The sequence below is a fragment of the Ruegeria sp. BG6 genome (assembly GCF_056538465.1).
Genome location: NZ_JBQFTB010000012.1, coordinates 108,551 through 133,690 on the forward strand (window position 1 = coordinate 108,551; position 25,140 = coordinate 133,690).

The following is a 25,140-nucleotide window of genomic DNA, read 5'->3' on the forward strand; positions in this document are numbered from 1 at the left end:
CCAATCTCTTTCTCGACACTGGATCACCTCCTTTTCTATCTGTTGCGGTTGAAAAGAAGCGTGACACAAGTTGTGCCAATCTCAAAGCACTTTTTTACACAGGCTGAGCGGTCAGTCGCGCAACGATCACTTTGAACGGGATCAGTGCGATCATCGCCAGCGACAGTTTCACCAGCCAGTCGGCAAAGGCCAGCGTTACCCACAAAGGTGCCATTGGACCGGACAGCATGAAGGGAACAGGTTCCCATGCCCAGCTGATGGCCGCATCGGCATTGGCGCCGAAGAACGTGACCGACGCCGAGAATGCGATGGTGAAGAACAACGCGGTGTCCAGCGCCGAGCCGACCAAAGTCGAGACCAGCGGCGCGCGCCACCAGCGGCCGCCGCGCATCGCGTTGAACACAGTAACGTCCGTCAGCTGCGCGATCAGGAAGGCGGTTCCGGACGCGACGGCAATCCGCAGCGGCACTGCGGCATAGGTGAAGCCATCGCCCTGCAGCATGATCTGGCTGCCGATGAGCGAGCAGATGATACCTGTGACAAACCCGGCAAACACGACCTTGCGGGCCGGACCCACGCCATAGACGCGGTTCATGATGTCAGTGACCAGAAAGGCCAGCGGATATGTGAAGGCACCCCAGGTCAGCAGGCCGTCAAGGATCAGGAACTGGACCAGGATGTTCGAGGCCACAACGATAGTGGCCATGGCAATAATGCCGGGAATAAAGCTGCGTTGCATTTTCAGATGCCCGTTTTGACAAGGTAGCGGCGACTTGGCCAAGGGTTCATCCCAAGGCAAGCCGCGCTTCTAGCGAGTCGAATCGTGTTTGGCAAGTCATTCGGGCAGCAGGTATTCCACCAGCTCGGTACTCTGTAGGGCCAGAAAATTGTCGTCCGAGATCATCGTCGCCCGCAGACGCCCCTGACCGTCGCGCCAGACCGACAACCCTTCGAGGTTATCATGCGTTCCGGTACCGGTTTCAAACAGGGTCTCTTCGGACATGGGTGTGTCTGCATTGATCTGCCAACGGCGCAGGCGCGAGCGGAAGCCGGTCAGCGATACGGCACGTTCGAGAACATACAATCGGCCATCCGGGCCGAAATCTGCGGACACCGGCAGGAACCGTCCCCGCTGCGGCAGGACAAACGGTGTGGACCACGCCTGACCGTTCCAGCGATAGACCGGGATATGTCCTTCGGCGGTGCGGTTCTTTTCCGGCAGGGTATACAGCCGCCCCTGATTGTCGATCGCCAATCCCTCGAACGATCCGTTGCCCTCCAGACCGTCGAACGCCTTGGGGCGCGGCAGAACGCGCGCTGCACCGCCAGGGCCCGAATAGCGGGCAACGCGGTGAACACCTTCGAAAGAGATATAGAAGCTTTCGGCAGGCGCGACGGCGAGTCCTTCTGAATCACCTGTGTAACCGGGCAAGGCGCGCCCTGTGCTGGACAGGACAGGCCAATGCCCCAATACTTTGACCTCGCTGATACGGTCCCCGTCCCGGTCAATCCGCGCGGTCACGAGGACAGCCCGGTCGCTGAGCGCGATCAGCTTGCGACCGTTTTCGGACAGATGGATCGCCGAAAAACCGCCAAACCAGCCCGATCCGTGGGTCCACGTAAAACTGCCCAGATGGGTGGCGGCAGGACCCTCGGCTGCCCGAAGAGGCCCCGCCAGCAGCAGTGTCGCAATCAGTTGGACTGCAAGACGGCGGTGCATTGCTGGGGCAGATCGGCCAATCGGTATTCGCGGCGTTTCTTGGGGGCCGGTGCGTTTGGATCAGGCGGCGGCGGGTTGAGGATATTCTGCACCCATTGCTGCGCTTCAGCACAGCCATCACCTTTGGGCGGCGTATCCTGATTGACGCAGCCGCGCGATCCTCTGGGGCATTTCAGCCGGACATGGAAGTGATAGTGATGCCCCCACCATGGCCTGATCTTGCGCAGATAGGCGCGGTTGCCCTTTTCGTCGTTGCACATCTGAACTTTGGCGCCCGGGAAGACGAATATCCGGGCCACGCGCTTGTCCTTGGCGGCCTCTCGCAGAACAGCATGGTGCTGTTTTGTCCAGTTGCCGTTCACATATGCCCCGTTCGAGCGGCGTAGTGAAATCGACGAGATATTCTCGCGTGCCTTGCGGGACAGCCTCATGTCGTTGCCCGGCAGCATCCATATATCGATGTCCAGACCAAGCTGATGGCTGCGGTGGCCGGATGTCATCGGACCGCCACGCGGCTGGCTGATATCGCCGACATAGAGACCATTCCACCCTGGTTGCTTCGCCGCAAAACGGCTGAGGTCCTGCACGTAATCGATCGCGTCGGGATGTCCCCAATTTCGATTTCGCGACAGGCGCATGGCCTGCCATGTCGGCCCGGTTTCGGGCAATTGCACCGACCCGGCCGCACATCCGCGCGAATAACTGCCGAAGGCGGCGGGTTTTTGTTGTGAACTGACTCTCTGCGCCCCGAACAACTGCTTGGCCAGGGGTTGCGCCCCCGCCGCGCCTGCCAGCGTCAAAGTCGCAAGAATTGCCAAAAAGCGTAATAAAATCATCTGCTCTGATCCCCTTCCGGTTTAACCCAGCGCATTAGGAACAGGCCCAGAATAAACAACAGAACGATGGGTGACACCCCCAGTCTTGCGCTGCCCGTCGCGGTGGTGGCGATCCCGATCAGCAGGGGCGCGGCAAAGGCAGTGGCGCGACCGGACAGCCCGTAAAGCCCGAAACTCTCGACCGGCGCCTCGGGATCGGTATGGCGCACCATCATGGATCGGCTGGCCGATTGCAGGATACCGCCCATGCCACCGATCAGGACGCCGCAACCAAAGAAGACCAGATCCGGCAGGTTTGATCCCTCGGGCAACGCGATGCCGTAAATCTGCGTCCGGTCCATCAGAACGACAGTGACGCAGACAAAGATCAGAACCCAGATTGCGACCAAAATAACCGGTTTAGGGCCGTATTTCCGGTCCATCTTGCCGCCAATCCAGGCAAAGATGGCCGAGGCCAGAACGCTGACGATTCCAAACACACCGATCTTGATAAGATCCCATTCCAGCACCAGGCGCGCGTAAACGCCGCCAAAACTGTAAAGCCCGTTCAGCGCATCGCGGTAAAACATGGACGAACCCAGATAGGCCGCAAGACTGCCCCGGTGCCGCAGGGCGGCAATCGACTTCCCGAGCAGGCGCAATGCCTCGCCGACACTGCCCTTCTTGTTCGTCTGTTCATCGTCGCGCACCCACAGGAAATAGGGCACCATGAACAGAACGAACCACCCTGCGGTAAAGGGCCCGACAAAGCGCGTGCCCTCGCGCGCGCCGGCGTCCAGCCCGAACAACGGCTCCATCCCGATCAGCGTCTTGCCGTTGGGCTGTTCAACAAACAGCGTCAGCATGATCGCCAACGAGATCAGACCGCCAAAATATCCAAACGCAAAACCCGAGCCTGAAATCTCTCCGACTTCATTGTCATCGCCCAGATCGGGGAGCTGCGAGTTGATGAAGATCAGCGCATATTCCGCACCCACAAACCCCAATCCGAAGGCCGACAGCATCAGCCACATGTTCGAACCATCTGGCAGCGTGTACCACAGCGCGGCGGACCCCACCGCATACATCACCGAAAACGCGAAAATCCACGGGATGCGGCGGCCGGACACATCTGCCATGGCCCCCAACAAAGGCGCGCCAAACGCGATGATCAGCCCGGTGATGGTCAGGCAGTTCGCCCAGACCGTCTGCGCCTGCGCGGCGGCGGCTTCTGTTTCCAGTCCGGTATTGGCATAGTATCCGGCTGCGACCCCTGCAAAATAGGGGCCGAACACGAATGTCACCAGCAGCGTATGATATGGCTGACTGGCCCAATCGAAAAACCACCATCCCCAGATGCGCTTGCGCTTGGAAATCTCTGCCATCACTGCCTCTTTGTGCGTTTTGCTTCATAAGACGGGGCTTTGATATAATTCGCAAGCTTTCAGTTGGCCCGGACTTGCTCTTTGCGGCAGGGGCGCTTAGGTCTCAGCAAACGCGCAAACGGAGTGCCCATGCTGTCGCTGATCCAAATCCTTCTGCTGATCCTGGACATTGTCTGGTTCATCATCCTGGCCCATGTGATCATGAGCTGGCTGATCAACTTTCAGGTGCTCAACCTGCATCAACAGCTAGTGGCGCAGATCTGGTATGGCCTGAACCGACTGTTGGAACCGATCTATGGCCCGATCCGGCGCGTTCTGCCCAACATGGGCGGACTGGACCTGACACCATTGGTGGTGCTGGTCGCGGTCTATGCGCTGCGGATCATCCTGATCAACAATGCGGTCTATTTCGTCTGACCTCTTGTTCACCGAATCTTAGTGTGTGATTGTCCTGTCTTAAGAGCAGATAAACCTTAAAACAGGGCACCCCCGCACATGTTCGACGCCGCACCCCTGCTGCGAGATGTCTTTGGATTCGACGACTTCCGTCCCGGGCAGGAAGAGATCGTCGATGCCGTGACCGCAGGCGAAAACGTGCTGGCGATCATGCCCACTGGCGGTGGTAAATCCCTGTGTTATCAGCTTCCTGCCCTGCTGCGCGGCGGGGTGACGGTGGTAATCTCCCCTCTGATCGCCCTGATGCGCGACCAGGTGCGCGGGCTGCAAGAGGCTGGAGTCGAGGCGGGTGCACTGACATCCGGCAACACGCCCGAGGAAACCGACGCCGTGTGGGAGGCGCTGGAAGCCGGGCGGCTCAAGCTGCTTTACATGGCGCCGGAACGGCTGGCGGCAGGATCTGCGCTGGGGATGCTGCGGCGGATCAATGTTAGCCTGATCGCCGTGGACGAAGCGCATTGCGTCAGTCAATGGGGGCATGATTTCCGCCCCGACTATCTGCGGATCGGAGAGTTGCGGCGCGCGTTGGATGTGCCGCTAGCCGCCTTCACCGCGACGGCGGATGCGGAAACGCAGGACGAGATCGTCGAGAAACTGTTTGACGACACCGCTCCGCGTAAGTTTCTGCGTGGCTTCGACAGGCCGAACATCCATCTGGCCTTTGCCGCCAAGGACGGGCCGCGAAAGCAGGTGCTCGACTTCGCCGCCGCCCGAAAAGGGCAATCGGGCATTGTCTATTGCGGCACTCGCAACAAGACCGAAGTTCTGGCGCAGGCCCTGCGGGCCGAAGGCCATTCTGCCTGCAACTATCACGGTGGCATGGAGGCCGAAGATCGCCGCATCGTCGAAACCCGTTTTGCTCGTGAGGATGGGCTGATCGTGGTTGCCACCGTCGCCTTCGGCATGGGGATCGACAAACCCGATATCCGCTGGGTCGCCCATGCGGACCTGCCCAAATCCATCGAGGCCTATTATCAGGAAATCGGTCGCGCCGGGCGCGACGGCAGCCCTGCGGAAACCCTGACCCTGTTCGGCCCCGACGACATCCGCCTGCGCCGTTCGCAAATCGACGAAGGGCTGGCCCCGCCTGAAAGGCGCATGGCCGATCACGCACGCCTGAACGCGCTGTTGGGGCTGGCCGAAGCGCTGGAATGCCGCCGCCGGAGCCTTCTGGGTTATTTTGGCGAACAGGCTGAACCCTGTGGTAAATGCGATCTGTGTGACAGCCCGCCCGAAGTGTTCGACGGCACCACACCTGTTCGCATGGCCTTGTCCGCGATCCTGCGGACCGAGGAATGGTTTGGATCGGGGCATCTGATCGACATTCTGCTGGGCAACGAGACCGACAAGATCCGTGCCCGCCGCCACGATGATCTGTCGACATGGGGTATCGGCAAGGACTGGTCGCGCCCGCAATGGCAGGCGATTTTCCGGCAGATGATGGGCCACGACCTGGTCCGCCCCGATCCTGAACGCCACGGCGCGCTGCGCATGACCGAGGCCGCGAAACCGATCCTCAAGGGCGAGGCGCAGATCAACTTGCGTAGGGACACAATACGCAAGGCGACCCGTCGGCCAGCGGTCAAGATGATGGTGTCAGAAGAAGACGCGCCTCTGCTGTCTGCGCTGAAGGCCAAACGCCGGGCGCTGGCGGAATCAGCCCGGGTTCCGGCCTATGTGATCTTCCCCGATCGGACCCTGATCGAGATGGCCGAAAAGCGCCCCGCTACGCTGGATGACATGGCCCGGATCGGTGGCGTCGGCGCGAAGAAACTGGAGCGGTACGGTGACACCTTTCTTGAAGTAATCGCGGGTGCGGTCGAAACCGTGCATCCCGCGCGGCGCAAGCTGGCCGGACGCGATCAGGGCGACATCTACGATCGCCTGCTTGAAATTCAGACACGCTTGTCACGCGGTCCGGACGGGATCGACAAACCGCTGACTTGCTCGGCTTCTCAACTGGCAAAGGTGGCGCAACTCCGCTCGGACGATCCACGGGCGATCGAGCAGGTGCTGGGCGACCGCCGTCACGAAAGGTTTGGCGCTGCCTTTCTGGACGTGCTGCGTCAGGCGGGCTAGATACCCTGCATCAGGCAAAAAACGAGGGCGGATATGCTGGTAGTCATTTCCCCGGCCAAGCGGCTGGACTGGGCAGAGCGGGATGTCGATGTCACGCAACCGGACTTTCAGGATGATGCAATCCGCCTTTCGAAAACCGCCAGAAACCTGACTCTGGGCGATCTGAAGAAACTGATGGACCTGAGCGACGATCTGGCCCGGTTGAACCGCGACCGGTACCGCGTTTTTTTCGATTCGCCGGACGCAGAAGTGACCCGCCCTGCTGCTTTGGCATTTGCCGGTGATACCTATCAAGGGCTCGAAGCAACCTCACTGGACGCCGAGGAATTGGTCTGGGCGCAGGATCACCTACGCATTCTGTCCGGCCTTTACGGTGTGCTGCGCCCGCTGGATGCCATTCAGGCCTATCGGCTGGAAATGGGCAGCAAGCTTAAGACCCGGCGCGGCAAGAACCTTTATGAATACTGGCGCGACGAGTTGAGCAAGGCCCTTAACGTGCAAGGTAGCGCCATTGGGTCTGACATTCTGATCAACTGCGCCAGTCAGGAGTATTTCGGCGCTGTCGACCCGAAGGCGCTGAAACTGCGGGTCATCACTCCGGTGTTCATGGAAGACAAAGCTGGCACGCCGAAGATCGTCAGTTTCTTTGCCAAAAAGGCGCGCGGTGCCATGGCGCGGTATGTTATCCAGCACCGACTGACCGATCCCAAGGGGCTGCTGGACTTCGATACCGGAGGCTATCAGTACCGTCCCGACCTATCGGAACAGGACAAACCGGTCTTTGTGCGTCCCTATCAGGCCTGATCCAGCATTGAAGGATCAAAAGCCACCAGTTCAACGGTGTTGCCTTCGGGGTCCTCTGTGAAAACTCCACGCCAGCCGATCCAGCCGAATTTTTCGACGCGGTAGGGTTGTCCTAATTCGGTGTACCAGCGCATGACGGACTCCTGCTCGGAAAACGGCAGAGAAAGGGCAATGTGATGTAAGGATGACCTGCCTCCGGTCACGGGCTTGTTTGCGCTGTTCGGGTGCAACCCGGGCCGCGGAGCCGCCGTGTGATGAAACAACGCCAGCACCTGTGTATGCCCGCCAAATCCTTCGGCGATGCGAAAAAAGGTAATGGCGCTGTTGTGATCGCCCGATAGACGCTCAAGCCCGATCACATTTTCATAGAACGCAACCATCGCGGGCATGTCGGCGCAGCGGATCGCAATCTCGCCCAACGCACGAGGGCGAAATCCGCGGTGATCCGAGGTTTGCTTGCGGGTCATGCGATCAGGCTATTCGACATCTCCGGGTTCGGCAATGACCGGGCAGGCGCCATCGGGACAGTGGTCCAGGATCATCTGAAGTATGCGCTGCTTGTGTAGCGGTTTCGTCAGATAGTGATCCAGCCCGGCAGACAAAATTCCGGTGTCGTCCCCGTCCATCGCATGGGCGGTCAGGGCGACAATGGGCACATGGCGTCCTGCCCCAACCTCGCGCCGCCGAATTTCAGCCGTAGCCTGTTTGCCGTCCATTTTCGGCATTGAGATGTCCATGAAGACCAGGTCCGGGTCAAAATCCAGATGGGCCTGCACCGCATCAATCCCGTTATCTGCATATCGCAGATCGATATTCGCATCCTTGACCATCTTTTTCAGGATCAGTTGATTGGTGCGATTGTCCTCGGCCGCCAAAACTCGCATCAGACGTTGCCCGGAAGGCATTTTGACCCGGCTGGGCGCCTCGGTGACAGAGACCGCTTCCACTGTTTTGCTGGCTTTGCCAAGCGCCATCAGCTGGGAATACAGTTCGGCCCGGGGAATCGGTTTCTGCAAGACACCTTCAACCAGGTGCCGGGACGCGCTGGCGTGGATCAAAGCCGGGTTGGCGGACATGACGACGACGGGTGTTTCACCCAGGCCGCGTTCCTTCAGGATTGCCGCCAATTCAAGCCCGTCCATATCGGGCAAGTCATGGTCGCATATTAGCAGGTCGACCGTCTCATCCACGATTTTCAATGCCTCTGACCCGGTCTTGCACATTGTGACCCTGGATCCCAGGCGCCCCAGCTGCTTGCGCAGGATGGCGCGATTTACAGCCAGATCCTCAACCACGACCACATGACGCAAACGTCCCCCCAGATCAGGTGGCTCCGGCTGTGGTCCCGGCATGGTCGGCAAAGAGATGCGGAACCCGAAACACGACCCCCTACCAGGATCGCTCTCAAACCAGATGGTCCCATCCATCAGGGTGATCAGTCGCTTGGTAATGGCAAGCCCCAGCCCGGTCCCCTCGAACAGCCGGTTTCTTTCATCTTCCACCTGGTTGAATTCACCGAATATGTGGCCGATCTTGTCTTCAGCAATTCCGATCCCGGTATCTTCGATCGCGACATGGATGTCGCACGTCTGCGCCTTGGCATTGGGGACTCCGGTTACGCGGATCAGGACGTAGCCCTGTGCGGTGAATTTCACCGCGTTGCCCACCAGATTGGTCAGAACCTGCCGAATACCTCCCGGATCGCCCATGAACAACGTTGGAAGAAACAGATCATAATCCACCAGCAAGGTCAGACCTTTTTCCCGGACGCCGGTCTGCAGCAGCATCGCCACTTCGAGAATGCACCGTTCGAAATCGAACTGCTCGGGGTGCAGGGTCAGCCTGTCTGCTTCGATCTTTGAATAATCCAGCACATCATTGATGATGACCAGCAGCGCCTCGCCCGAGTTCCGGATGGTGTTGACGTATAAACGCTGCTCTTCCCCAAGCTGCGTCTCGGCCAGCAACTCGGTCATTCCGACGATTCCGTTCATCGGTGTTCTGATCTCGTGGCTCATATTGGCCAGAAACGAGGATTTGGCGCGGTTGGCGGCTTCGGCCCGTTCCCGCGCCGCTGTCAGTTCGGCCTCATGCCGGACCGAGGAGGTTATGTTCAACGCCAGGCTGACCACGTCCCCACCATTGCCGCGTTGATCGATGAGCTTGATATACTGGCCATTCCAAAGCTGAATGATCACAGGTTCGGGGTTTGCCTGCATCCACCGCGACTGCATCCGCGCCTGCCAGTCGGCCGCGCACTCGGGTCCGGTATCGACGATCCCCTCGGTGGTCAGGATCTCGAGGATACGCGCGTAGGATATGCCCGAAGCGATCTCTTCCAAGCCTTCGAACACGCTCAGATACGCGGCATTGGCCCCAATCAGGCTGTGGTTTGCGTCAAAGAAGGCAAACCCGTCCTGAATGGTCTGGATCGAATGCCACAGGCGCCGCTCGGCCACTTCGATCTTTGCGTGGGCGACGGTCAGGTCGGACTTGACCCGTTCGTTCTCGCCGCGAACCGTCTCGACCTCGGCCTGGGTTTCACCGATGCGTCTGGTCAGGGCGATGGCGTGCTGGCCCAGTTTGCGGTTCGCTGCCGACAGTTCTGCCTGTTTCAACTCCAACAACCGTTCGGCCGCCAGCCGCGCACGCCGTTCCTGCGCCAGTTTGTTTGCAAGACTCATTTCAGATGATCCCGGAACACATTCCCGCACCATCCCGCCAGACCGTGAAGAAGTGTTTAAGCCGTTGCCAAACAAGCGGGCCACATGCGAGGGTTGCTGCAAATAGGAGGTTGCGATGCACCGCTTGGTTTTGATTGCAATAGTTTATTTTCTTTCACATTTTTTCCAGCCAGCCCCGGGTCAGGCAAAATCTGCCGCGCCAGAGTTCCGATACATCACGACCCGCGACGCTGATTTTATCGGAACCGATCTGAATGCGTTGTTCGACACGGATCTGAAATCCTGCATTCAGGCGTGTTCGGCCATCCAAAGCTGCACCGCATTTACCTTCAATACTCGTTCGGATGCCTGCTTTCCAAAGAAGGACATAACCCGGCAGGATCCCTACAACGGCGCTTTGTCCGCACAGAAGGTTTCAACGCCAGAATCGACCCTAACACTGGCAGAAACCCGCAAAGGCACGCTGGATTTCCTGCGACCGACCGATTTTGAACGGGCACGTGATCAGGCCAGGAACCTTGGATTTCTGCACGCGGCCGGCGGGTTCAATGCCGAAGACGCGATGAACGCGGCCCGCGCCGCCAGTACGCCGGCGCTGGCCATGCAGTGGACCGGTGTGGCCCTGTCGATCAATGATGCCTCTGACCTGTGGACAGATTACGCCCGCCTGCTGCTCGCCATCGAAGCGTCGGGTTGGAACGAAAAAAATGTCCTTCACGATCGGGCGCTTGGCGCCGCCATCAACGGATACTTACGCGCGGAATCAGAGGGCGCTCAGGTATCAGCACTGATAATCCTTTCAAACGCGCTTGAAGCTGTCGAACGCGGGCGTGACATGATCCCGGCGCTGCGACTGGCCCAGCAGCTTCAGCCGCGCGAGGATGTTCTGGCCGCTCTGGATCATGCGATCGGCAAATACGGGTTCCGGGTTTTGGACAGCAGCGTTGAAAGCGATGCCGCTGCGCCGCGCATCTGCGTTGAATTCTCGGAACCGCTTGTCAAAGCCGGTGTCGACTATGACCCCTTTGTTCAGCGCAGCGACGATGGTCTGGTGGTGCAGGCAGACGAGAAGCAGCTTTGCGTCGATGGTGTCGCGCATGGTGCGCGGTATCAGTTCACCTTGCGCGAGGGGTTGCCAGCCGCCTCGGGAGAAATGCTGAACCGCAACGTCAGCCTGACCCACTACGTGCGCGACCGTTCGCCAACGGCCCGGTTTCCCGGGCGCGGATATGTGCTGCCTAAGTCAGCGGATGTGGCCTTGCCCGTTGAAACGGTCAACGTCGCCGAACTGGATCTGACCTTGCGCCGGATCAGTGACCGGAACCTGTTGCGTGCGGTTCAGCAGGGCTTTTTCGGCCGCCCCCTCAGCGAATGGGAAGAACGCGAGTTCAGCAACGAGATTGCCGAGGATATCTGGACAGGTACAGCGGAAGTCGAAAACCAGCTGAACCAGACCATGACAGCGCGCCTGCCGCTGGCCGAGGCGATTTCTGATCAACCGGCCGGTATCTACACGCTGTCCGCGCGGGTGCCCGGCAGTGACCCATACGACGACCCGTCAGCCACGCAGTGGTTCGTTCTGTCTGATCTGGGTCTCTCAACTGCTCAAGGCACGGACGGCCTGCATGTCACGGTCCGTGGCCTGACCGACGCCGCACCCCGCGAAGGGATCGAGGTTTCGGTGATCTCGAATGCAAATGCGGTAATTGCCCGGGCCAAGACGGATGCCGACGGCCATGCCCTGTTTGATGCCGGTCTTGTTCGGGGAACGGGGGCAAGCTCGCCCGCGCTGGTCGTGGCTGTCGATGGTGACAGCGATATCGGGTTCCTGTCGCTGACCGACCCGGCCTTTGACTTGTCCGACCGTGGTGTCGAGGGTCGGGCACCAGCCGGACCAATCGATGTCTTTCTGACCCCCGACCGGGGCGCCTACCGCGCCGGTGAAACGATTCACCTGACGGCCCTGACGCGTGACGATCAGGCGCAGGCCATCGAGGGTTTGCCGCTGACTGCTATACTGCATCGCCCGGACGGCGTTGAATACCGACGCGCCGTGTCGGACGGCGGTGTTGCCGGAGGTCATGTTTTTGCGTTGCCCGTGGCTGTGGATGCACCGCGCGGAACATGGCGGATCGAAGTCAAGTCGGACCCGAAGGCTGATGCGCTGGCGCAGCAGATCGTACTGATCGAAGACTTCCTGCCCGAGCGGATCGACTTCAACCTGTCCTTGCCGGACGCCCCGTTGCATCCCGGCGACAACCCGCCGCTGCGGATCGAAGCCCGCTATCTGTTCGGTGCACCGGGTTCGGATTTGAACATCGACGGCCAGGTCCTCGCGCGCCCGGCGGAAGCGGTTTCCGGATATGACGGATATCGGTTTGGCCGTTATGACGCAGCGGTTTCCACCAAAAGCACCTATTTTGGCAATACGCGCACCGACGCCGCCGGTCTGGCAACTGTCGCGGTGGAAATCCCTGTATTGGAGACTGAAGGGAAGCCCGTTGAAGCCACGGTGATTGCCCGGCTGGCAGACGGGTCAGGGCGACCGGTCGAGCGTCGCCTGACGGCTCCGGTGCGGCCAACGCAGCCGGTCATAGGAATCAAACCGCTGTTTGACAGTGTTGTGCCTGAAGGCACCGAAGCCGGATTTCAGGTCGTCGGACTGTCGCCTGACCTGTCGGCAACCCCGATGCGCCTGCGCTGGACCCTGAACCGGATTGAAACCCGGTATCAGTGGTACCAGCTCTACGGAGAATGGAAGTGGGAACCCACCACCCGGCGCACACGGATCGCCACCGGAGAGGCCGAGTTTCAGTCAGACCCGCTGACTTTGACATCCGCGGTCGATTGGGGCCGGTACGAGCTTGTGGTGCAGCGGATCGATGGCGCATACGCCGAAGCAGCCGTCGATTTCTACGCGGGCTGGTACCAGGCCGCCGACGCCACAAGCACTCCGGACAGGTTGGACATGTCATTGGACCGTGACAGCTATCGCCCCGGTGACACGGCGCAACTGAGGATTGTGGCCCGCATAGCAGGTGTTGCACAGATCGACGTTCTGTCGAACCGGCTGATCCAACGCCAGATGATCGAAGTCCCTGAAGGTGAAACCGTTGTTCCCATCGATGTCACGCCGGAATGGGGCGCGGGCGCCTATGTCGCCGCCACACTGATCCGGCCGATGGACGTATCCGCCGGCCAGAACCCGGCCAGGGCCATGGGGATCGCTCATGCCAGTGTTGAACCGGTCGGGCGCAGGCTGCAGGTCGGGATTGAGGTGCCCGAGCTTACGACGCCAAGACAAGTGCAAAAGACCCGCATCAGGGTCGAAAACGCCCCGGCCAATGATCCCGTCTGGCTGACGCTGGCAGCGGTAGATGTCGGTATCCTGAACCTGACAGGTTTTGAATCACCGAACCCGCAATCCTATTACTTTGGGCAACGCCGTCTGGGCGTCGAATTGCGGGACGTCTATGGCCGGCTGATCAACGGGATGAACGGGACCATGGGTCTGGTTCGTTCCGGAGGTGACAGCGACGCTGGTATGCGGCGGCAGTCGCCTCCGCCCACACAGGATCTGATGGCCGTGTTCAGCGGTCCGGTTCAGGTCGGTGAAACGGGCGAAGTCGAACTGGACATTCCTCTGCCCGATTTCAACGGCACTGTGCGTCTGATGGCGGTTGCCTGGTCGCGCAGCGCGGTCGGTCAGGCGGAAGCTGAGATGGTCGTTCGCGACCCGGTTGTCGTATCGGCCAGCCTGCCACGTTTTCTGGCCCCTGGCGACCAAAGCCGGATGCTGCTGGAGATCGTGCATGCCGACGGTCCGGCAGGTGAAATGGCACTGGGTCTGGCGGCTTCGGCCGGGCTGGAACTGGCCGTAACCCCGACCAGTTTCACGTTGCAACCCGGCGGCAAGACCGTTTTGGAGGTTCCAATTCGCGCAACTGCGGTTGGTGACCCTGAGATCAACCTGTCAATCACAACAGCGGACGGCCGCGATCTGTCTCAGACGTTGCGGATGCCGGTTCGCGCAAACGATCCTGCCGTTGCTCTGACACGCCGGTTTTCGCTGGGCGAGGGTGACAGCTTTCTGTTTTCGCAGGATGTCTTCGACGGATTCCGGCCCGGATCGGTTAAGGCGATCCTGTCCGCCGGTCCGCTGGCGAAATTCGACACGCCCGGCCTGCTGGATTGGTTAAACAGGTACCCATATGGCTGCACTGAACAGATCACCAGTCAGGCGCTGCCGCTGCTGTATTTGTCTTCTGTCGCCCAGGCCTCGGGGCTGGGGAACCGACCGGCGATCGAAGCGCGGATCAGCACGGCCATCCGCAGCATACTGACCCGGCAAACCTCGAATGGTGCCTTTGGGCTGTGGCGCGCGCAGGGCGGCGATTTCTGGCTGGATGCTTATGTCACCGACTTCCTGTCCCGCGCCCGTGCGCAGGGCCATGCCGTGCCGGACCGTGCCTTTGCACAGGCGATGGACAACCTGCGAAACAGGATCAGCTATGCCCCTGATTTCGACAACGGCGGGCAAGACATCGCTTATGCGCTGATGGTTCTGGCCCGCGAAAGCGCGGCATCCATGGGCGATCTGCGCTATTACGCCGACGTCAAAGGTGATGCCTTCGCCACGCCTCTGGCCGCCGCTCAGCTTGGGGCGGCGCTGGCCTCTTACGGGGATCAGACACGAGCGGACAGGATGTTTGCCCGCGCTGCCCAGCTATTGGCCGAACGGTCGGATCAAAATCAAAGTTACTGGCGCACCGACTACGGAACCGAACTGCGCGATGCGGCCGGACTGCTGACGCTGGCCGTGGACGCAGGCAGCGAGGTGATCGACCGGGAGGATCTGATCCGGCGGGTCAGTTCCGCCCCGGCGCATTTGTCAACGCAAGAGGCATCATGGTCGCTGCTGGCGGCGCATGCGCTGATCTCAAACCCGGAAAGCGCCGGGCTGCGTGTGAACGGTGCGCCGGTCGAGGGACCGTTTGTGCAGGTCCTGCATTCGGACAGCGACGATGTTCTGAACATAACTGCCGCAGACGGGCAGGCCACGGATATCACGATGACGGTGACGGGAATACCCGACGTGCCGCCTGCGGCGGGCGGAACCGGATATGCGATCGAGCGGGTGTATTTCTCAATGGAAGGTGAACTGCTGGACCAGTCCGCACTTTCAGTGGGCACGCGATTTGTCACGGTTTTGACCGTCACGCCCTTCGAGGATGGCGGTGCGCGCCTGATGATCGACGACCCGCTGGCCGCTGGTATCGAGATCGACAATCCCAACCTGTTGCGTTCGGGTGATGTGCGGTCGCTGGACTGGCTGGATTTGTCCGAAGCCAGGCATACCGAATTCCGGTCTGACCGGTTTTTGGCGGCGGTTGACTTGCAGGACCGCAAGCCGGTCACGCTTGCGTATGTAGCACGCGCCGTAACACCCGGTGCCTTTCATCACCCGGCGGCCTCGGTCGAGGATATGTATCGCCCGCAGAACCGGGCGCACACCAACACTGGGCGCGTTGTGGTCGAATGATCGGGGGTCAAACATATCGAAGTTTTGGCAAGGCCGATGCCTAGGGCCAGCCTTCTGCTCTTGGCACTTGCGGGGCTTTTGTATGTGACCGGCTTTGCCCGCGACCGCTTCGTGGACTGGGTCGATGCCACATCGCTGCCTGCGGTTCTGACAGAAACCTCGGTCGAGATGCGGGACCGGAACGGCGATCTGCTGCGCGCATTTCCGGTGGCGGACGGTATCTGGCGGATGCAGCATGGCCCGGTCGATCCGGGTTTTGTCAACATGCTGATCCGGTACGAGGACAAACGGTTTCGCGCTCACTCCGGCATCGATCCGCTGGCCATGGCTCGGGCCGGGGCGCAGTCGCTTTGGAACGGCCGACCTGTTTCCGGCGGATCGACCCTGACCATGCAGGTTGCCCGCCTGATTGAGGATGGCCCGACAGGTCGGTGGAGCGGTAAGCTCCGCCAGATCCGGGTAGCTTTGGCGCTGGAACAACGCCTGAACAAGGATCAGATCCTGTCGCTTTATCTGACCCATGCCCCTTATGGTGGCAACCTTGAAGGTGTCCGGGCGGGCAGTCGGGCGTGGTTCGGCAAGGATCCGTCCCGCTTGACGCCTGCGCAAGCGGCCTTGTTGATCGCCCTGCCACAATCCCCCGAGGCACGGCGACCCGACCGCAATCTTCAAGCAGGGCGCAAAGCCCGCGACCGGGTTTTGCAACGGCTACATCGCAATGGTCTTTTGTCCAGACCCGAGATGCAAAGCGCCATGGCAGACCCGGTGCCAACCAGAATGCGGCCCTTTCCCCGGCTGGCACCCCACCTGACGGACCGGGCCCGTGCGGGGTTGCCCGAAGCTCTGGCGCAGGACCTGACACTGGACGGGGCATTGCAGGCAAAGTTGGAACCGCTGATCGCGCAGGCCGCCAAACGGGCCGGACCCCGCGTTTCCGGCGCGATGATCGTGGCTGACCATGAAACCGGCGCGATTCTGGCTTCGGTTGGGTCGGCGGGTTATCAGGACGCGCGTCAGGGGTTTGTGGACATGACGCAGGCGTTGCGTTCACCCGGATCAACCCTGAAACCCCTGATCTATGGACTGGCCTTCGACCAGGGTCTGGCGCATCCGGAAACCCTGATCAGCGACAGCCCGGTGATGTTCGGGCGATATGCACCCCGCAACTTCGACGGCGTGTTCAGGGGTGACGTGCGTATTCGCGATGCGCTGCAACTATCGCTGAACATCCCGGTGGTGCGCCTGACGCAGGAACTGGGACCTGCCCGCGTCATGGACGCCCTGTATCGTGCCAACACCGAACCGCGCCTCAACGGAGGCGCACCGGGTCTGGCGATCTCGCTTGGCGGTGTCGGGCTCAGCCTGCACGATCTTGTGCAGCTTTTTGCGGTGGTGGCGGCAGGTGGCCAAGGCCCCGTCTTGCACTATCGGGCATTGGATGGCGACGCCGATACGCGACGTGTCCTGTCAGAACCGGCGGCCTGGCAGGTTGGCAATATTCTGACCGGATTGACCCCGCCATCAGGTGCGCAATCCGGTGTATTGGCATATAAGACCGGAACCTCTTACGGGCACCGGGACGCCTGGGCGATCGGCTATGACGGCCGTCACGTCATCGGTGTCTGGCTGGGGCGGGCAGACGGCACACCGGTGCCCGGTGCGTTTGGCGGCGCACTTGCGGCCCCAGTTTTGTTTGAAGCCTTCGGTCTTCTGAAACCCAAATTCACTCCGATGCCACCACCTCCGCCATCAACCCTGCTGGTCGGTGCCGCGCAACTGCCCCAGCCTTTGCGGCGGTTCCGCCCTCGCCAAGCTGCTTTTGAGGCGGACCCTTCTGCGCCGCAACTATTGTTTCCGCCCAAGGATGCCTTGTTAGAGACAAATGGAGCCTCCCTTACGCTGAAGCTGAGGGGCGGAACCGGGCCGTTTTCCGTCCTGTCTGACGGCGTGCCCGTCGTAACCGGCCAGCACCACAGAGAGTTTGAAATTCCCAACCCCGGGCCCGGACACGCCGCCCTTGTCGTGGTGGATGCACTGGGCAAATCCGACAGGGTTTCGTTCAAGATCAGATGACGGGAGAAAACGAATGCGCAATTGGCTTGTTTTTGTTCTTGCTTTGACGGCCACTCAGACAGCGGCTGAATGCGCGTCTGACGCCCAGATCGACCGGTTTGTTCAGGACTATCTTACGAACACACCTACCGTTGCTCTGACCCCGGACGGAAGCATGGCGGATGCGCTTTGCACGCAGGCGAAACTTGTCACTGCGATGCAGCCGCATCTTGGACCGTTGATTGGCTACAAGGCGGGCCTGACCAGCAAACCCGCGCAGGACAGGTTTGGAGGAAGTGAACCGGTTCAGGGTATTCTGTATCGCGACATGATGCTGGATGACGGGGCAAGTGTTTCAGAAAGCTGGGGGGCCCGCCCAGTATTCGAGGCGGACCTGATCCTGGTGGTCGGCGACGCAGCGATCAATCAGGCAACCACACCTTACGAAGTGATGGAACATGTCTCGTCTGTTCGCCCCTTCATCGAACTGCCTGACCTGACCCTGGCCGACGGAGAACCCATTACCCCCGTCACCCTGACCGCAATCGGAGTTGCCCCGAAACTCGGCGTTTTAGGGTCTGAAATCGCCGTCACCGATCCCGCCGCCATGTCGCAGGATTTGATGGGCATGACGGTCACGCTGAGTGCTGCCGACGGTGAGGTTCTGGCAGAGGCGCCTGGCACAGCCGTTTTGGGCCATCCGGCAAACGCGGCACTCTGGCTGATGTCAAAAGGGATCGAATTTGCGCCCGGCGATCTGATTTCGGTTGGGTCGTTCGGACCGCTGTTTCCACCTGCCAAAGGCAAAGGCGGCGCGTCCGTCAGGTATGACGGCCTGCCCGGCAATCCTACCGTCAGCGTGACATTCGAGTAGCTTATCGCCGCCCCTCACGCAGCCAGCCAGCCAGCAGGAACCCGCCAGCCAGCAGCAAGACCAGCCAGGGCGGCAGCAACCCGGCCTGCGTGACATCGCGCGTCTCATAGGCGTTTCTTTGGGTCAGACCGATCCAGCCGCGCCCCGAGGCCGGCCGCCCGGCGCGCACATTGCGGATCGACGGCAGCCCGTCCTCCAGACGGACAACACCACCGCGCAAATCTGCCAGAAGCGGTTCCAACAGGTCGCCGGTTGCTATCGTCTGCTCGAACTCTTTCGGCGCAGCGGGCCCAAGACCGATCACCGCTGAATTCTCACCTTCTTCAAGGCGGTAAAGCCCGATCTCAGGTCCGATATATTGGGCCTCGAACCGTCCCGGCGACACCTCCTCAAGCGTGATGTCCAGCGTTTCGCCATTTGGGCGTGTCACGGTCACGGTCCCAACCTCATCGCTGAGCGTCTGGCGGATGATGCGCATGACCTGACCGTTAGCTTCGGCCCACAGGGCCTCTTCCTCAAGTTCGGGTTCTTTCATCATCCAATGCGCAAGCCTGCGCAGCAGTTCCAGTTGTGGGCCACCGCCTTCGAAGCCCCGGCTCCACAGCCAGGCGTGGTCCGAGGCCAAAAGCGCCACGCGTCCTTCGCCCACCCGATCGAGCACCAGCAACGGCCGATCATCAACCCCGGACATCAACGCCTCACCTGACCGGTGTTTGACATCGATCTGACGCAGCCACGCGCCCCAGGTTTCGGGATCGCCGAGATCGGTTGTAACCGGGTGGCGCTGACCAAGATCCGTGACTTTCGGCACATAGCGTTCCTCGATCACACGCGCGGTCGGCTGCGCGGGCAGGATCGGAGCAAGCGGAGATCGGAAAATGCTGTCAGCCGTCGCAAAATCCGGCCCGGCCGCAATCAGAACCGCACCACCTTCGTTGATGTAGTTGGTGACATTGTCCAGATAGATCGCGGGCAGGATGCCACGACGCTTGTAGCGATCAAAGATGATCAGGTCGAAATCGTTGATCTTCTCAAGAAACAGCTCGCGCGTCGGGAAGGCGATCAAAGACAGCTCGTCCACCGGCACCCCGTCCTGTTTTTCCGGTGGACGCAGGATAGTGAAGTGGACGAGATCAACAGAACTGTCCGATTTCAGAAGGTTGCGCCATGTCCGCCCGCCCGGATGCGGTTCTCCGGAAACAAGCAAAACCCGCAGCCGATCACGGACACCGTTCATCTGAATCAGCGCGGTATTGTTGCGATCGGTCAACTCGCCCTCGGCCTGCGGCACCGAGAACTGGATGACGTTCCGCCCACCATGTGGCAGCGTTATGGGAAGCTCGACATCCACCCCGATGGGAATGCTAAAGCTTTCCGGCGCGGCCCCGTCGACCGAGATTTCAAGCGGCGCGGTGACTGCTCCGGCAGGTGCGGCGCCGCTGTCCTCGACCCGCAAGGTCAGCGTCACGGGCTCTCCGATAATGGCAAAGGCAGGCGCGTTGCGGACAATCAGTCGACGGTCCCAATCGCCGGCACGGCCGGTTTGCAGCAGATGCAATGGCGCGGGCAGGTCCGGGGCCTGATCGACGTCATGCACGATACCGTCCGAGACCACCAGTATCCCGGCGATGCGCGCACGGGGTTCTTCCGCCAGCGCCTCGTTGAGGGCAGCCATCACCCGCGTGCCTTCATCCCCGTCACCGTCGCCGACGGCGATGCGGCGCAGTTCGGTATTGTCGCGGGATTCGATTTCTGCCGCCAGTTCCTCTGCGGCCCGTGCCGTCTGATCGGCGCGATCCGACAGGGTCTGACTGGCGCTTTCATCCTCGATCATCAGGACGATATCCGTCAGAGGCGCGCGATCCTCGACCTGATAGACCGGACCGGACAGCGCCGCGACAACGACCAAAGCCGCCAACCCGCGCAAGGCCCAGCCGGACAGACCACGCAACAGCGCAAGAATGACGCCGCCCAGCGCAACCCCGGCGACAATGGCCAATACCGGCCATGGGATCAGCGGATCGAAGATGACGGTTCCGGTCATTGCCCCAACCTGTCTAGCAAAGCGGGCACATGGACCTGATCGGATTTATAGTTCCCGGTCAGAACATGCATCACCAGGTTCACACCGAAACGATTTGCCAGTTCGCGCTGACGTTCGCCGGCATAACCGCGCCCAACCGGCAGCAGGGCCTGACCGTTTCGGTCGATGGCCCAGGCACCGGCCCAGTCATTGCCGCCGATCACAACCGGGGTGACATTGTCGTTGAGGTTTCGGAACGGCATCCCTTCGATCTGTTCCGCATCCGGCGGCGCGGCTTCGACCCAGACCTCTGCCCCGCCGTATCGACCGGGAAAATCCTGCAGCAGGTAAAAAGCGCGGGTCAGAACATGATCGCGCGGAACAGGCTCTAACGACGGGATATTCAAAGGTCCGGCCAATTGTTGAAGCTTGCGCCCGTTAGGACTGGCGGCGCCAAAACGGGCCACATCCGAGTCGCGGGTATCGAACAGGATCATTCCGCCAGAGCGCAGATACGCGTTGAGCTTTGCGTACGCCTCGGAGGAGGGCTGAGGCTGGTCCGGCGTAATGGGCCAGTACAGAAGTGGAAAGAACGCAAGTTCGTCGCGTTCCAGATCGACGCCGATTGGCTCGGCTGGTTCCACGGAGGTTCGGAACAACAGCGTTTGCGAAAGCCCGCGCATACCGGCCCCTGCAACGGCATCCACATCCTCGTCACCCGTCAGCACATGGGCCAGTACCAACTCCTGTGTGGCGCTCAGCGCAAATGCGGTGTCTTCGGGCGATTGGGCCTGAGCCTCGGGGGTCAGCATCAATGCGCCAAGGGCCACCACCGCCGTACGCGCCAAGCCCAACCGCCCGGACAAGGCCAGCGAGGCGATCACGTCCACCGTCAGCAACAGCAGCGCGAGGCTCAGCAACAGGCCCCCGATCGGGGTTTCCGTGGTAACTTCCTGCCCCCTGATCGTCACATCCCCAGACCAAACCACCGGCTGGAATGTCGCGTCATCGGTCAGCACGTTCAGCGCCAGTTTCTGTTTACCGCTTTCATACAATCCCGGCCGCAATTCCGGACCGACCGCCCGGGACAACAGATCAACACCGTCCACCCCGGCCAGATTGCCCGCATCCGAAAGCGACCCGAACCCGTCCAGAACTTGAATCGGCTCCCAGACGGTGCCCTGCAACTGAGCCTCCTGCCGGGATTTTGCGGCCGAGGCCACGGCCAGACGGTCCAGCATTTCAACAAACAAACCGGACAGTGGAACAGTCGACCATTCCGCGTCAGCCGTGACGTGAAACAGGACGACCTGGCCCAGACCCAATGTCTTTCGCGTGACCAGCGGCGTTCCGTCAGACAGCGATGCAATCACTCGATCGGCCAGATTAGGGTCTGGTTGGGCCATGACCTGCGTAGTGACAGTCACATCACCTGGGATCTGAAGGCCATAGAATGGCGAGCCTTCGACAAATGGCGCCAACCCCTTTGCCTCACCCCAACTCATCGCGCCACCGACCGAACGCCCGCCGCTGCGCAGACGAACCGGCAACAAGGCGTCCTCATCCTTGCGGCCCAGATCACTTGCCGCCATGCGCGGGCCCGCAAAGCGCAGCAACAGCCCACCCTGTTCGACCCATTGAACCAGTTCAGCCTGTTCCGTGTCGGAGAGTTTGGCCACATCGGCCAGCACGATCACATCAGGGTTAGCAGGCAACACATCCAGCAGACCGCCATCGACAAAATCAGCGGTCGGTCTGAGAACCTGTGTGAGATAGTGCAGCGGCGACAGCAGTTCCAGCCCCTCGCGGTTCAGCGTACCGGCGATCAGGGCAACCTCGCGCCGCCTCAGGCTGTCATCGGTCAGCGTCGTGGTCCCGGCTGAGCGCTGGCCTTGAATTTCGAACCGCGTAATCCGGGCGCGCAACTCGGAAGGCAGTGACAGATCAACCTGCGCCTGGCTTTCACCATCCTCGAACGTCACATCGACCGATTGCAGAACGCGCATTGCACCTGCGGGGTCGCGGCCCTGAGCCAGGATCGTCAGCGACATGGCCGGTCCGGGTTCCGACCGCAGCGCTGTCACCTGAATAACGCCGTCCTGATACGCTGCGGGCAATAGTGCAAAAATCGGCGCAGACGGGCGGTAGACCGTGACGCTCCCGCGCCCCTGTAGGGCGGACAACATCCGGTCGTGGCCGGGGTAGTTCAGCCGGTCGCTGAACCAGCGTGTCTCGAACCCGCCGTCAACATCGGCTAGCGCCGCCAATACCTGATCCAACTGTTTCGGGTTGGGCTGCCAAGGCATCGGCATCAGGCCCGGCAGGCGCCCGCGCCATGCCTCAGCGGCCTGAAATACAGGTGTTTCCGGGTCGGTCAGGCGTAAAATCGATACGGGGCGACCGGCACGGCCGGCCTCGGTCAATTGCGCGTCGATCTGATCCAGCGTAGCTGACCAACGCGTTCCACCGGCCCAACTGGCGTCCAGAACCATCAGAAGCGGCCCCGATCCTGCCTGATCGCGCGACGGGTTCAGAACCGGCCCGGCCAGCCCGATGATGATCGCCGCCGCCGCCAGCATCCGTAACAGCAGCAGCCACCACGGGGTCCGGTCCGAGACGCTTTCGTCATCTTTCAACCCAAGCAGCAATGTAACCGCCGGGAACAGTCGGCGAATGGGTGCCGGTGGCACGGCGCGCAGAATCAGCCACAGGATCGGCAGGGTCAGAAGGCCCAGCAGCACCCATGGGGCTGTAAATCCGATGCCTGCCAGAACCGTCATTGCGTACCTCCGTCCAACGCACGATAGAGCCACAACAGAGCCGCTTGCGCGCTTTCACCGGTGTGGTGCTGACCCAGTTGCCAGCCAGTTGAACGACAAAGCTGTGTCAGCGCATCCTTGCGCGCGGCCAACCTGCCAAGATAGCGGTCGCGCAGATCTCCGGCCTTGAGGGTTTCATGCCGGACCGAGCCGCCGACGCTTTCGAAAATAGTGCGGCCCTGGAAGGGAAAGGTCTCCTCGCCGGGGTCCAGAACCTGCAGCAACACACCGCGAACGCCGCGATCCGCAGCCTTGGTCAGCGCCAGTTCAACCTCATCCAGCGGACCCAGGAAATCAGAGATGAACACCGCACGGGCATGCGGAACCATGGCCCGGTGTTCCGGTGGTGCATAGTCGACCTCGGTGTCCTCGGACCAGGCTTGCGCCACCCGGATGATCTGGGCGTTGCCCCGCCGCGGCGGCAGCGTGGTGCCGGTCAGTCCGACGCGCTCACCACCCCGCACCAGCAAGATCGCTGTCGCCAGACCCAGCAGCCGCGCCCGGTCCGCCTTGGTCGGCAGCGCCCTGTCCGAGGCAAACCGCATCGATGCACCCTGATCCACCCACAGCATAATCGACTGGGCGGTCTGCCATTCCCGCTCGCGCACGAACTGCTGATCCCCCCGCGCCGAGCGTCGGTGGTCGATCAGACGGCGGCTGTCACCGGCCTGCGCCGGGCGGTATTGCCAGAAATCGTCACCCAGGCCCGAACGCCGTCGCCCGTGGTCACCCAGCAGGACGGTTCCGGCCAGGTGTTCGGCCCGCGCCAAAAGGGGCGGCAGCCGGGACGCCTCGGCCTCGGATCTTTCACGAAGGGTCAGCGCGGCATTCACGCCGCGGCCTCGGTACGCACCAATCCGGCGGCGGTGGTGTCGATCAGGCTGGCCAGACTGTCGCCACGCGCACGCGCTGCAAAGTTCAGCGCCATGCGATGGCTGAGTACCGGACGCGCCATGTCCAGCACATCCTCGGCATTGGGCGCCAGACGCCCCTGCAACATCGCGCGGGCGCGTACGGTCATCATCAGCGCCTGTGCCGCACGGGGGCCAGGGCCCCAGGCGACTGTTTCAGAAACACGGTCCGAAACGCCCGGTTCTTCGGGGCGGAAGGCGCGGACAAGATCAAGGATCAGTTCGACCACCGATTCACCCACCGGCATCCGGCGCAACAGGACCTGTGCCGCCAGCAATTCCTCTTTGGTGAAAATCTGGCTGGCCTCGTCTTCTTCCACGCCCGTCGTCGCTAACAGAATGTCCCGTTCGGTTTGACGATCCGGGTATTCGACATCGATCTGAACCAGGAACCGGTCCAGCTGCGCTTCGGGCAATGGATAGGTGCCTTCCTGTTCGATCGGGTTCTGCGTTGCCAGCACATGGAACGGAATACCCAGCGAGCGATCTTCGCCCGCGACCGTCACCGTGCGCTCCTGCATCGCCTGAAGCAGCGCCGACTGGGTGCGCGGGCTGGCGCGGTTGATCTCGTCCGCCATCAGCAATTCGCAGAAAATCGGGCCGGGGATGAAACGGAAATGACGGCTGCCATCATCGGCGGTATCCAGAACTTCGGACCCCAGAATATCGGCAGGCATCAGGTCAGGCGTGAACTGGATGCGGTTGCCATGCAGGCCCATCACGGTCGACAGCGTTTCCACCAGCCGCGTTTTACCCAGCCCGGGCAGACCAATCAACAATGCGTGACCACCGCATAAAAGCGCCGTCAGGGTCAGGTCCACGACCCTCTCCTGCCCGATAAAGCGGCGGGTGATCGAGGTCTTGGCCTCTTGCAGCTTGTTTTCCAGCGCTTCGATCTCGGCGACGAGGTCGGCAGGTTCGGACATGGTTTTCCCTTCCGTGGACGAATATGATTGAAGTGTATCGCGCTGACAGG

General features: G+C 61.2%; 16 protein-coding genes. 6 read left to right on the plus strand and 10 right to left on the minus strand.

Annotated features, from left to right (window positions below):
- Window positions 1–94: 94 nt before the first annotated feature.
- The 4 genes from ACR0JW_RS18665 to ACR0JW_RS18680 form a co-directional block, all read right to left on the minus strand.
- The gene (locus ACR0JW_RS18665) at window positions 95–739 is read right to left on the minus strand and encodes a queuosine precursor transporter (RefSeq protein WP_170679990.1); all 645 of its coding nucleotides are present in this window, start codon (window positions 737–739) and stop codon (window positions 95–97) included.
- A gap of 96 nt (window positions 740–835) precedes the next feature.
- Complete coding sequence (locus ACR0JW_RS18670) at window positions 836–1,720, minus strand: esterase-like activity of phytase family protein (protein ID WP_480714291.1); 885 nt, start codon at window positions 1,718–1,720, stop codon at window positions 836–838.
- Window positions 1,693–2,556 carry a penicillin-insensitive murein endopeptidase gene (mepA, locus tag ACR0JW_RS18675; protein ID WP_170612914.1) on the minus strand — a complete coding sequence of 288 codons (864 nt, stop codon included), beginning with the start codon at window positions 2,554–2,556 and terminating at the stop codon, window positions 1,693–1,695. Before mepA ends, ACR0JW_RS18670 begins: the two co-directional genes overlap by 28 nt.
- A complete protein-coding gene (locus tag ACR0JW_RS18680; protein ID WP_170612912.1) occupies window positions 2,553–3,920 on the minus strand; it encodes an MFS transporter in 1,368 nt (455 codons plus the stop codon). Before ACR0JW_RS18680 ends, mepA begins: the two co-directional genes overlap by 4 nt.
- 129 nt (window positions 3,921–4,049) lie before the next feature.
- Between ACR0JW_RS18680 and ACR0JW_RS18685 the strand changes: the two genes are divergently transcribed.
- The 3 genes from ACR0JW_RS18685 (at window position 4,050) to yaaA (ending at window position 7,259) form a co-directional block, all read left to right on the plus strand.
- Window positions 4,050–4,337, plus strand: a complete 288-nt coding sequence (locus ACR0JW_RS18685) for a YggT family protein (RefSeq protein WP_170568510.1) — start codon at window positions 4,050–4,052, stop codon at window positions 4,335–4,337.
- A gap of 78 nt (window positions 4,338–4,415) precedes the next feature.
- Window positions 4,416–6,455, plus strand: a complete 2,040-nt coding sequence (gene recQ / locus ACR0JW_RS18690; RefSeq protein WP_480714292.1) for a DNA helicase RecQ — start codon at window positions 4,416–4,418, stop codon at window positions 6,453–6,455.
- Window positions 6,456–6,488: 33 nt separating this feature from the next.
- Entirely contained in the window at window positions 6,489–7,259 is a 771-nt protein-coding gene (yaaA, locus tag ACR0JW_RS18695; protein WP_170679996.1) for a peroxide stress protein YaaA, read from the plus strand.
- Here yaaA and ACR0JW_RS18700 read toward each other — a convergent pair.
- Together ACR0JW_RS18700 and ACR0JW_RS18705 are read right to left on the minus strand one after the other, a co-directional pair.
- Window positions 7,250–7,726 carry a VOC family protein gene (locus tag ACR0JW_RS18700; protein ID WP_170679998.1) on the minus strand — a complete coding sequence of 159 codons (477 nt, stop codon included), beginning with the start codon at window positions 7,724–7,726 and terminating at the stop codon, window positions 7,250–7,252. The genes yaaA and ACR0JW_RS18700 overlap by 10 nt on opposite strands.
- A gap of 9 nt (window positions 7,727–7,735) precedes the next feature.
- A complete protein-coding gene (locus ACR0JW_RS18705) occupies window positions 7,736–9,943 on the minus strand; it encodes a response regulator (protein ID WP_480714293.1) in 2,208 nt (735 codons plus the stop codon).
- Between the two features lie 115 nt (window positions 9,944–10,058).
- On the opposite strand from ACR0JW_RS18705, the gene ACR0JW_RS18710 reads away from it, so the two are divergent.
- Genes ACR0JW_RS18710 through ACR0JW_RS18720 form a run of 3 tightly spaced genes read left to right on the plus strand, consistent with a single transcriptional unit; the run spans window position 10,059 to window position 18,411 of the window.
- Complete coding sequence (locus ACR0JW_RS18710; RefSeq protein WP_480714294.1) at window positions 10,059–15,485, plus strand: alpha-2-macroglobulin family protein; 5,427 nt, start codon at window positions 10,059–10,061, stop codon at window positions 15,483–15,485.
- 36 nt (window positions 15,486–15,521) lie between these two features.
- Window positions 15,522–17,558, plus strand: a complete 2,037-nt coding sequence (gene pbpC / locus ACR0JW_RS18715) for a penicillin-binding protein 1C (protein ID WP_170680003.1) — start codon at window positions 15,522–15,524, stop codon at window positions 17,556–17,558.
- Between the two features lie 13 nt (window positions 17,559–17,571).
- Complete coding sequence (locus ACR0JW_RS18720; RefSeq protein ID WP_480714295.1) at window positions 17,572–18,411, plus strand: 2-keto-4-pentenoate hydratase; 840 nt, start codon at window positions 17,572–17,574, stop codon at window positions 18,409–18,411.
- Between the two features lies 1 nt (window position 18,412).
- Here ACR0JW_RS18720 and ACR0JW_RS18725 read toward each other — a convergent pair whose 3' ends face one another.
- Genes ACR0JW_RS18725 through ACR0JW_RS18740 form a run of 4 tightly spaced genes read right to left on the minus strand, consistent with a single transcriptional unit; the run spans window position 18,413 to window position 25,090 of the window.
- A complete protein-coding gene (locus ACR0JW_RS18725; RefSeq protein WP_170824965.1) occupies window positions 18,413–20,455 on the minus strand; it encodes a DUF7408 domain-containing protein in 2,043 nt (680 codons plus the stop codon).
- Window positions 20,452–23,214, minus strand: a complete 2,763-nt coding sequence (locus ACR0JW_RS18730; RefSeq protein ID WP_170680007.1) for a DUF4159 domain-containing protein — start codon at window positions 23,212–23,214, stop codon at window positions 20,452–20,454. The genes ACR0JW_RS18725 and ACR0JW_RS18730 overlap by 4 nt, the downstream gene beginning before the upstream one ends.
- Window positions 23,211–24,086, minus strand: coding sequence for a DUF58 domain-containing protein (locus ACR0JW_RS18735; protein ID WP_480714296.1), 876 nt, complete (start codon window positions 24,084–24,086; stop codon window positions 23,211–23,213). The genes ACR0JW_RS18730 and ACR0JW_RS18735 overlap by 4 nt, the downstream gene beginning before the upstream one ends.
- Complete coding sequence (locus tag ACR0JW_RS18740; RefSeq protein ID WP_170824966.1) at window positions 24,083–25,090, minus strand: AAA family ATPase; 1,008 nt, start codon at window positions 25,088–25,090, stop codon at window positions 24,083–24,085. Before ACR0JW_RS18740 ends, ACR0JW_RS18735 begins: the two co-directional genes overlap by 4 nt.
- Window positions 25,091–25,140 lie beyond the last annotated feature (50 nt).

Excerpts from the sequence above, each read along its gene's own strand:
- ACR0JW_RS18720 (WP_480714295.1), top strand. The coding sequence starts at position 17,572 with ATGCGCAATTGGCTTGTTTTTGTTCTTGCTTTGACGGCCACTCAGACA.
- ACR0JW_RS18740 (WP_170824966.1), bottom strand. The coding sequence starts at position 25,090 with ATGTCCGAACCTGCCGACCTCGTCGCCGAGATCGAAGCGCTGGAAAAC.
- ACR0JW_RS18705 (WP_480714293.1), bottom strand. The coding sequence starts at position 9,943 with ATGAGTCTTGCAAACAAACTGGCGCAGGAACGGCGTGCGCGGCTGGCG.
- yaaA (WP_170679996.1), top strand. The coding sequence starts at position 6,489 with ATGCTGGTAGTCATTTCCCCGGCCAAGCGGCTGGACTGGGCAGAGCGG.
- ACR0JW_RS18710 (WP_480714294.1), top strand. The coding sequence starts at position 10,059 with ATGCACCGCTTGGTTTTGATTGCAATAGTTTATTTTCTTTCACATTTT.
- ACR0JW_RS18685 (WP_170568510.1), top strand. The coding sequence starts at position 4,050 with ATGCTGTCGCTGATCCAAATCCTTCTGCTGATCCTGGACATTGTCTGG.
- mepA (WP_170612914.1), bottom strand. The coding sequence starts at position 2,556 with ATGATTTTATTACGCTTTTTGGCAATTCTTGCGACTTTGACGCTGGCA.
- ACR0JW_RS18725 (WP_170824965.1), bottom strand. The coding sequence starts at position 20,455 with ATGACCGGAACCGTCATCTTCGATCCGCTGATCCCATGGCCGGTATTG.
- ACR0JW_RS18670 (WP_480714291.1), bottom strand. The coding sequence starts at position 1,720 with ATGCACCGCCGTCTTGCAGTCCAACTGATTGCGACACTGCTGCTGGCG.
- ACR0JW_RS18680 (WP_170612912.1), bottom strand. The coding sequence starts at position 3,920 with ATGGCAGAGATTTCCAAGCGCAAGCGCATCTGGGGATGGTGGTTTTTC.
- ACR0JW_RS18730 (WP_170680007.1), bottom strand. The coding sequence starts at position 23,214 with ATGACGGTTCTGGCAGGCATCGGATTTACAGCCCCATGGGTGCTGCTG.
- pbpC (WP_170680003.1), top strand. The coding sequence starts at position 15,522 with ATGCCTAGGGCCAGCCTTCTGCTCTTGGCACTTGCGGGGCTTTTGTAT.
- ACR0JW_RS18665 (WP_170679990.1), bottom strand. The coding sequence starts at position 739 with ATGCAACGCAGCTTTATTCCCGGCATTATTGCCATGGCCACTATCGTT.
- ACR0JW_RS18700 (WP_170679998.1), bottom strand. The coding sequence starts at position 7,726 with ATGACCCGCAAGCAAACCTCGGATCACCGCGGATTTCGCCCTCGTGCG.
- recQ (WP_480714292.1), top strand. The coding sequence starts at position 4,416 with ATGTTCGACGCCGCACCCCTGCTGCGAGATGTCTTTGGATTCGACGAC.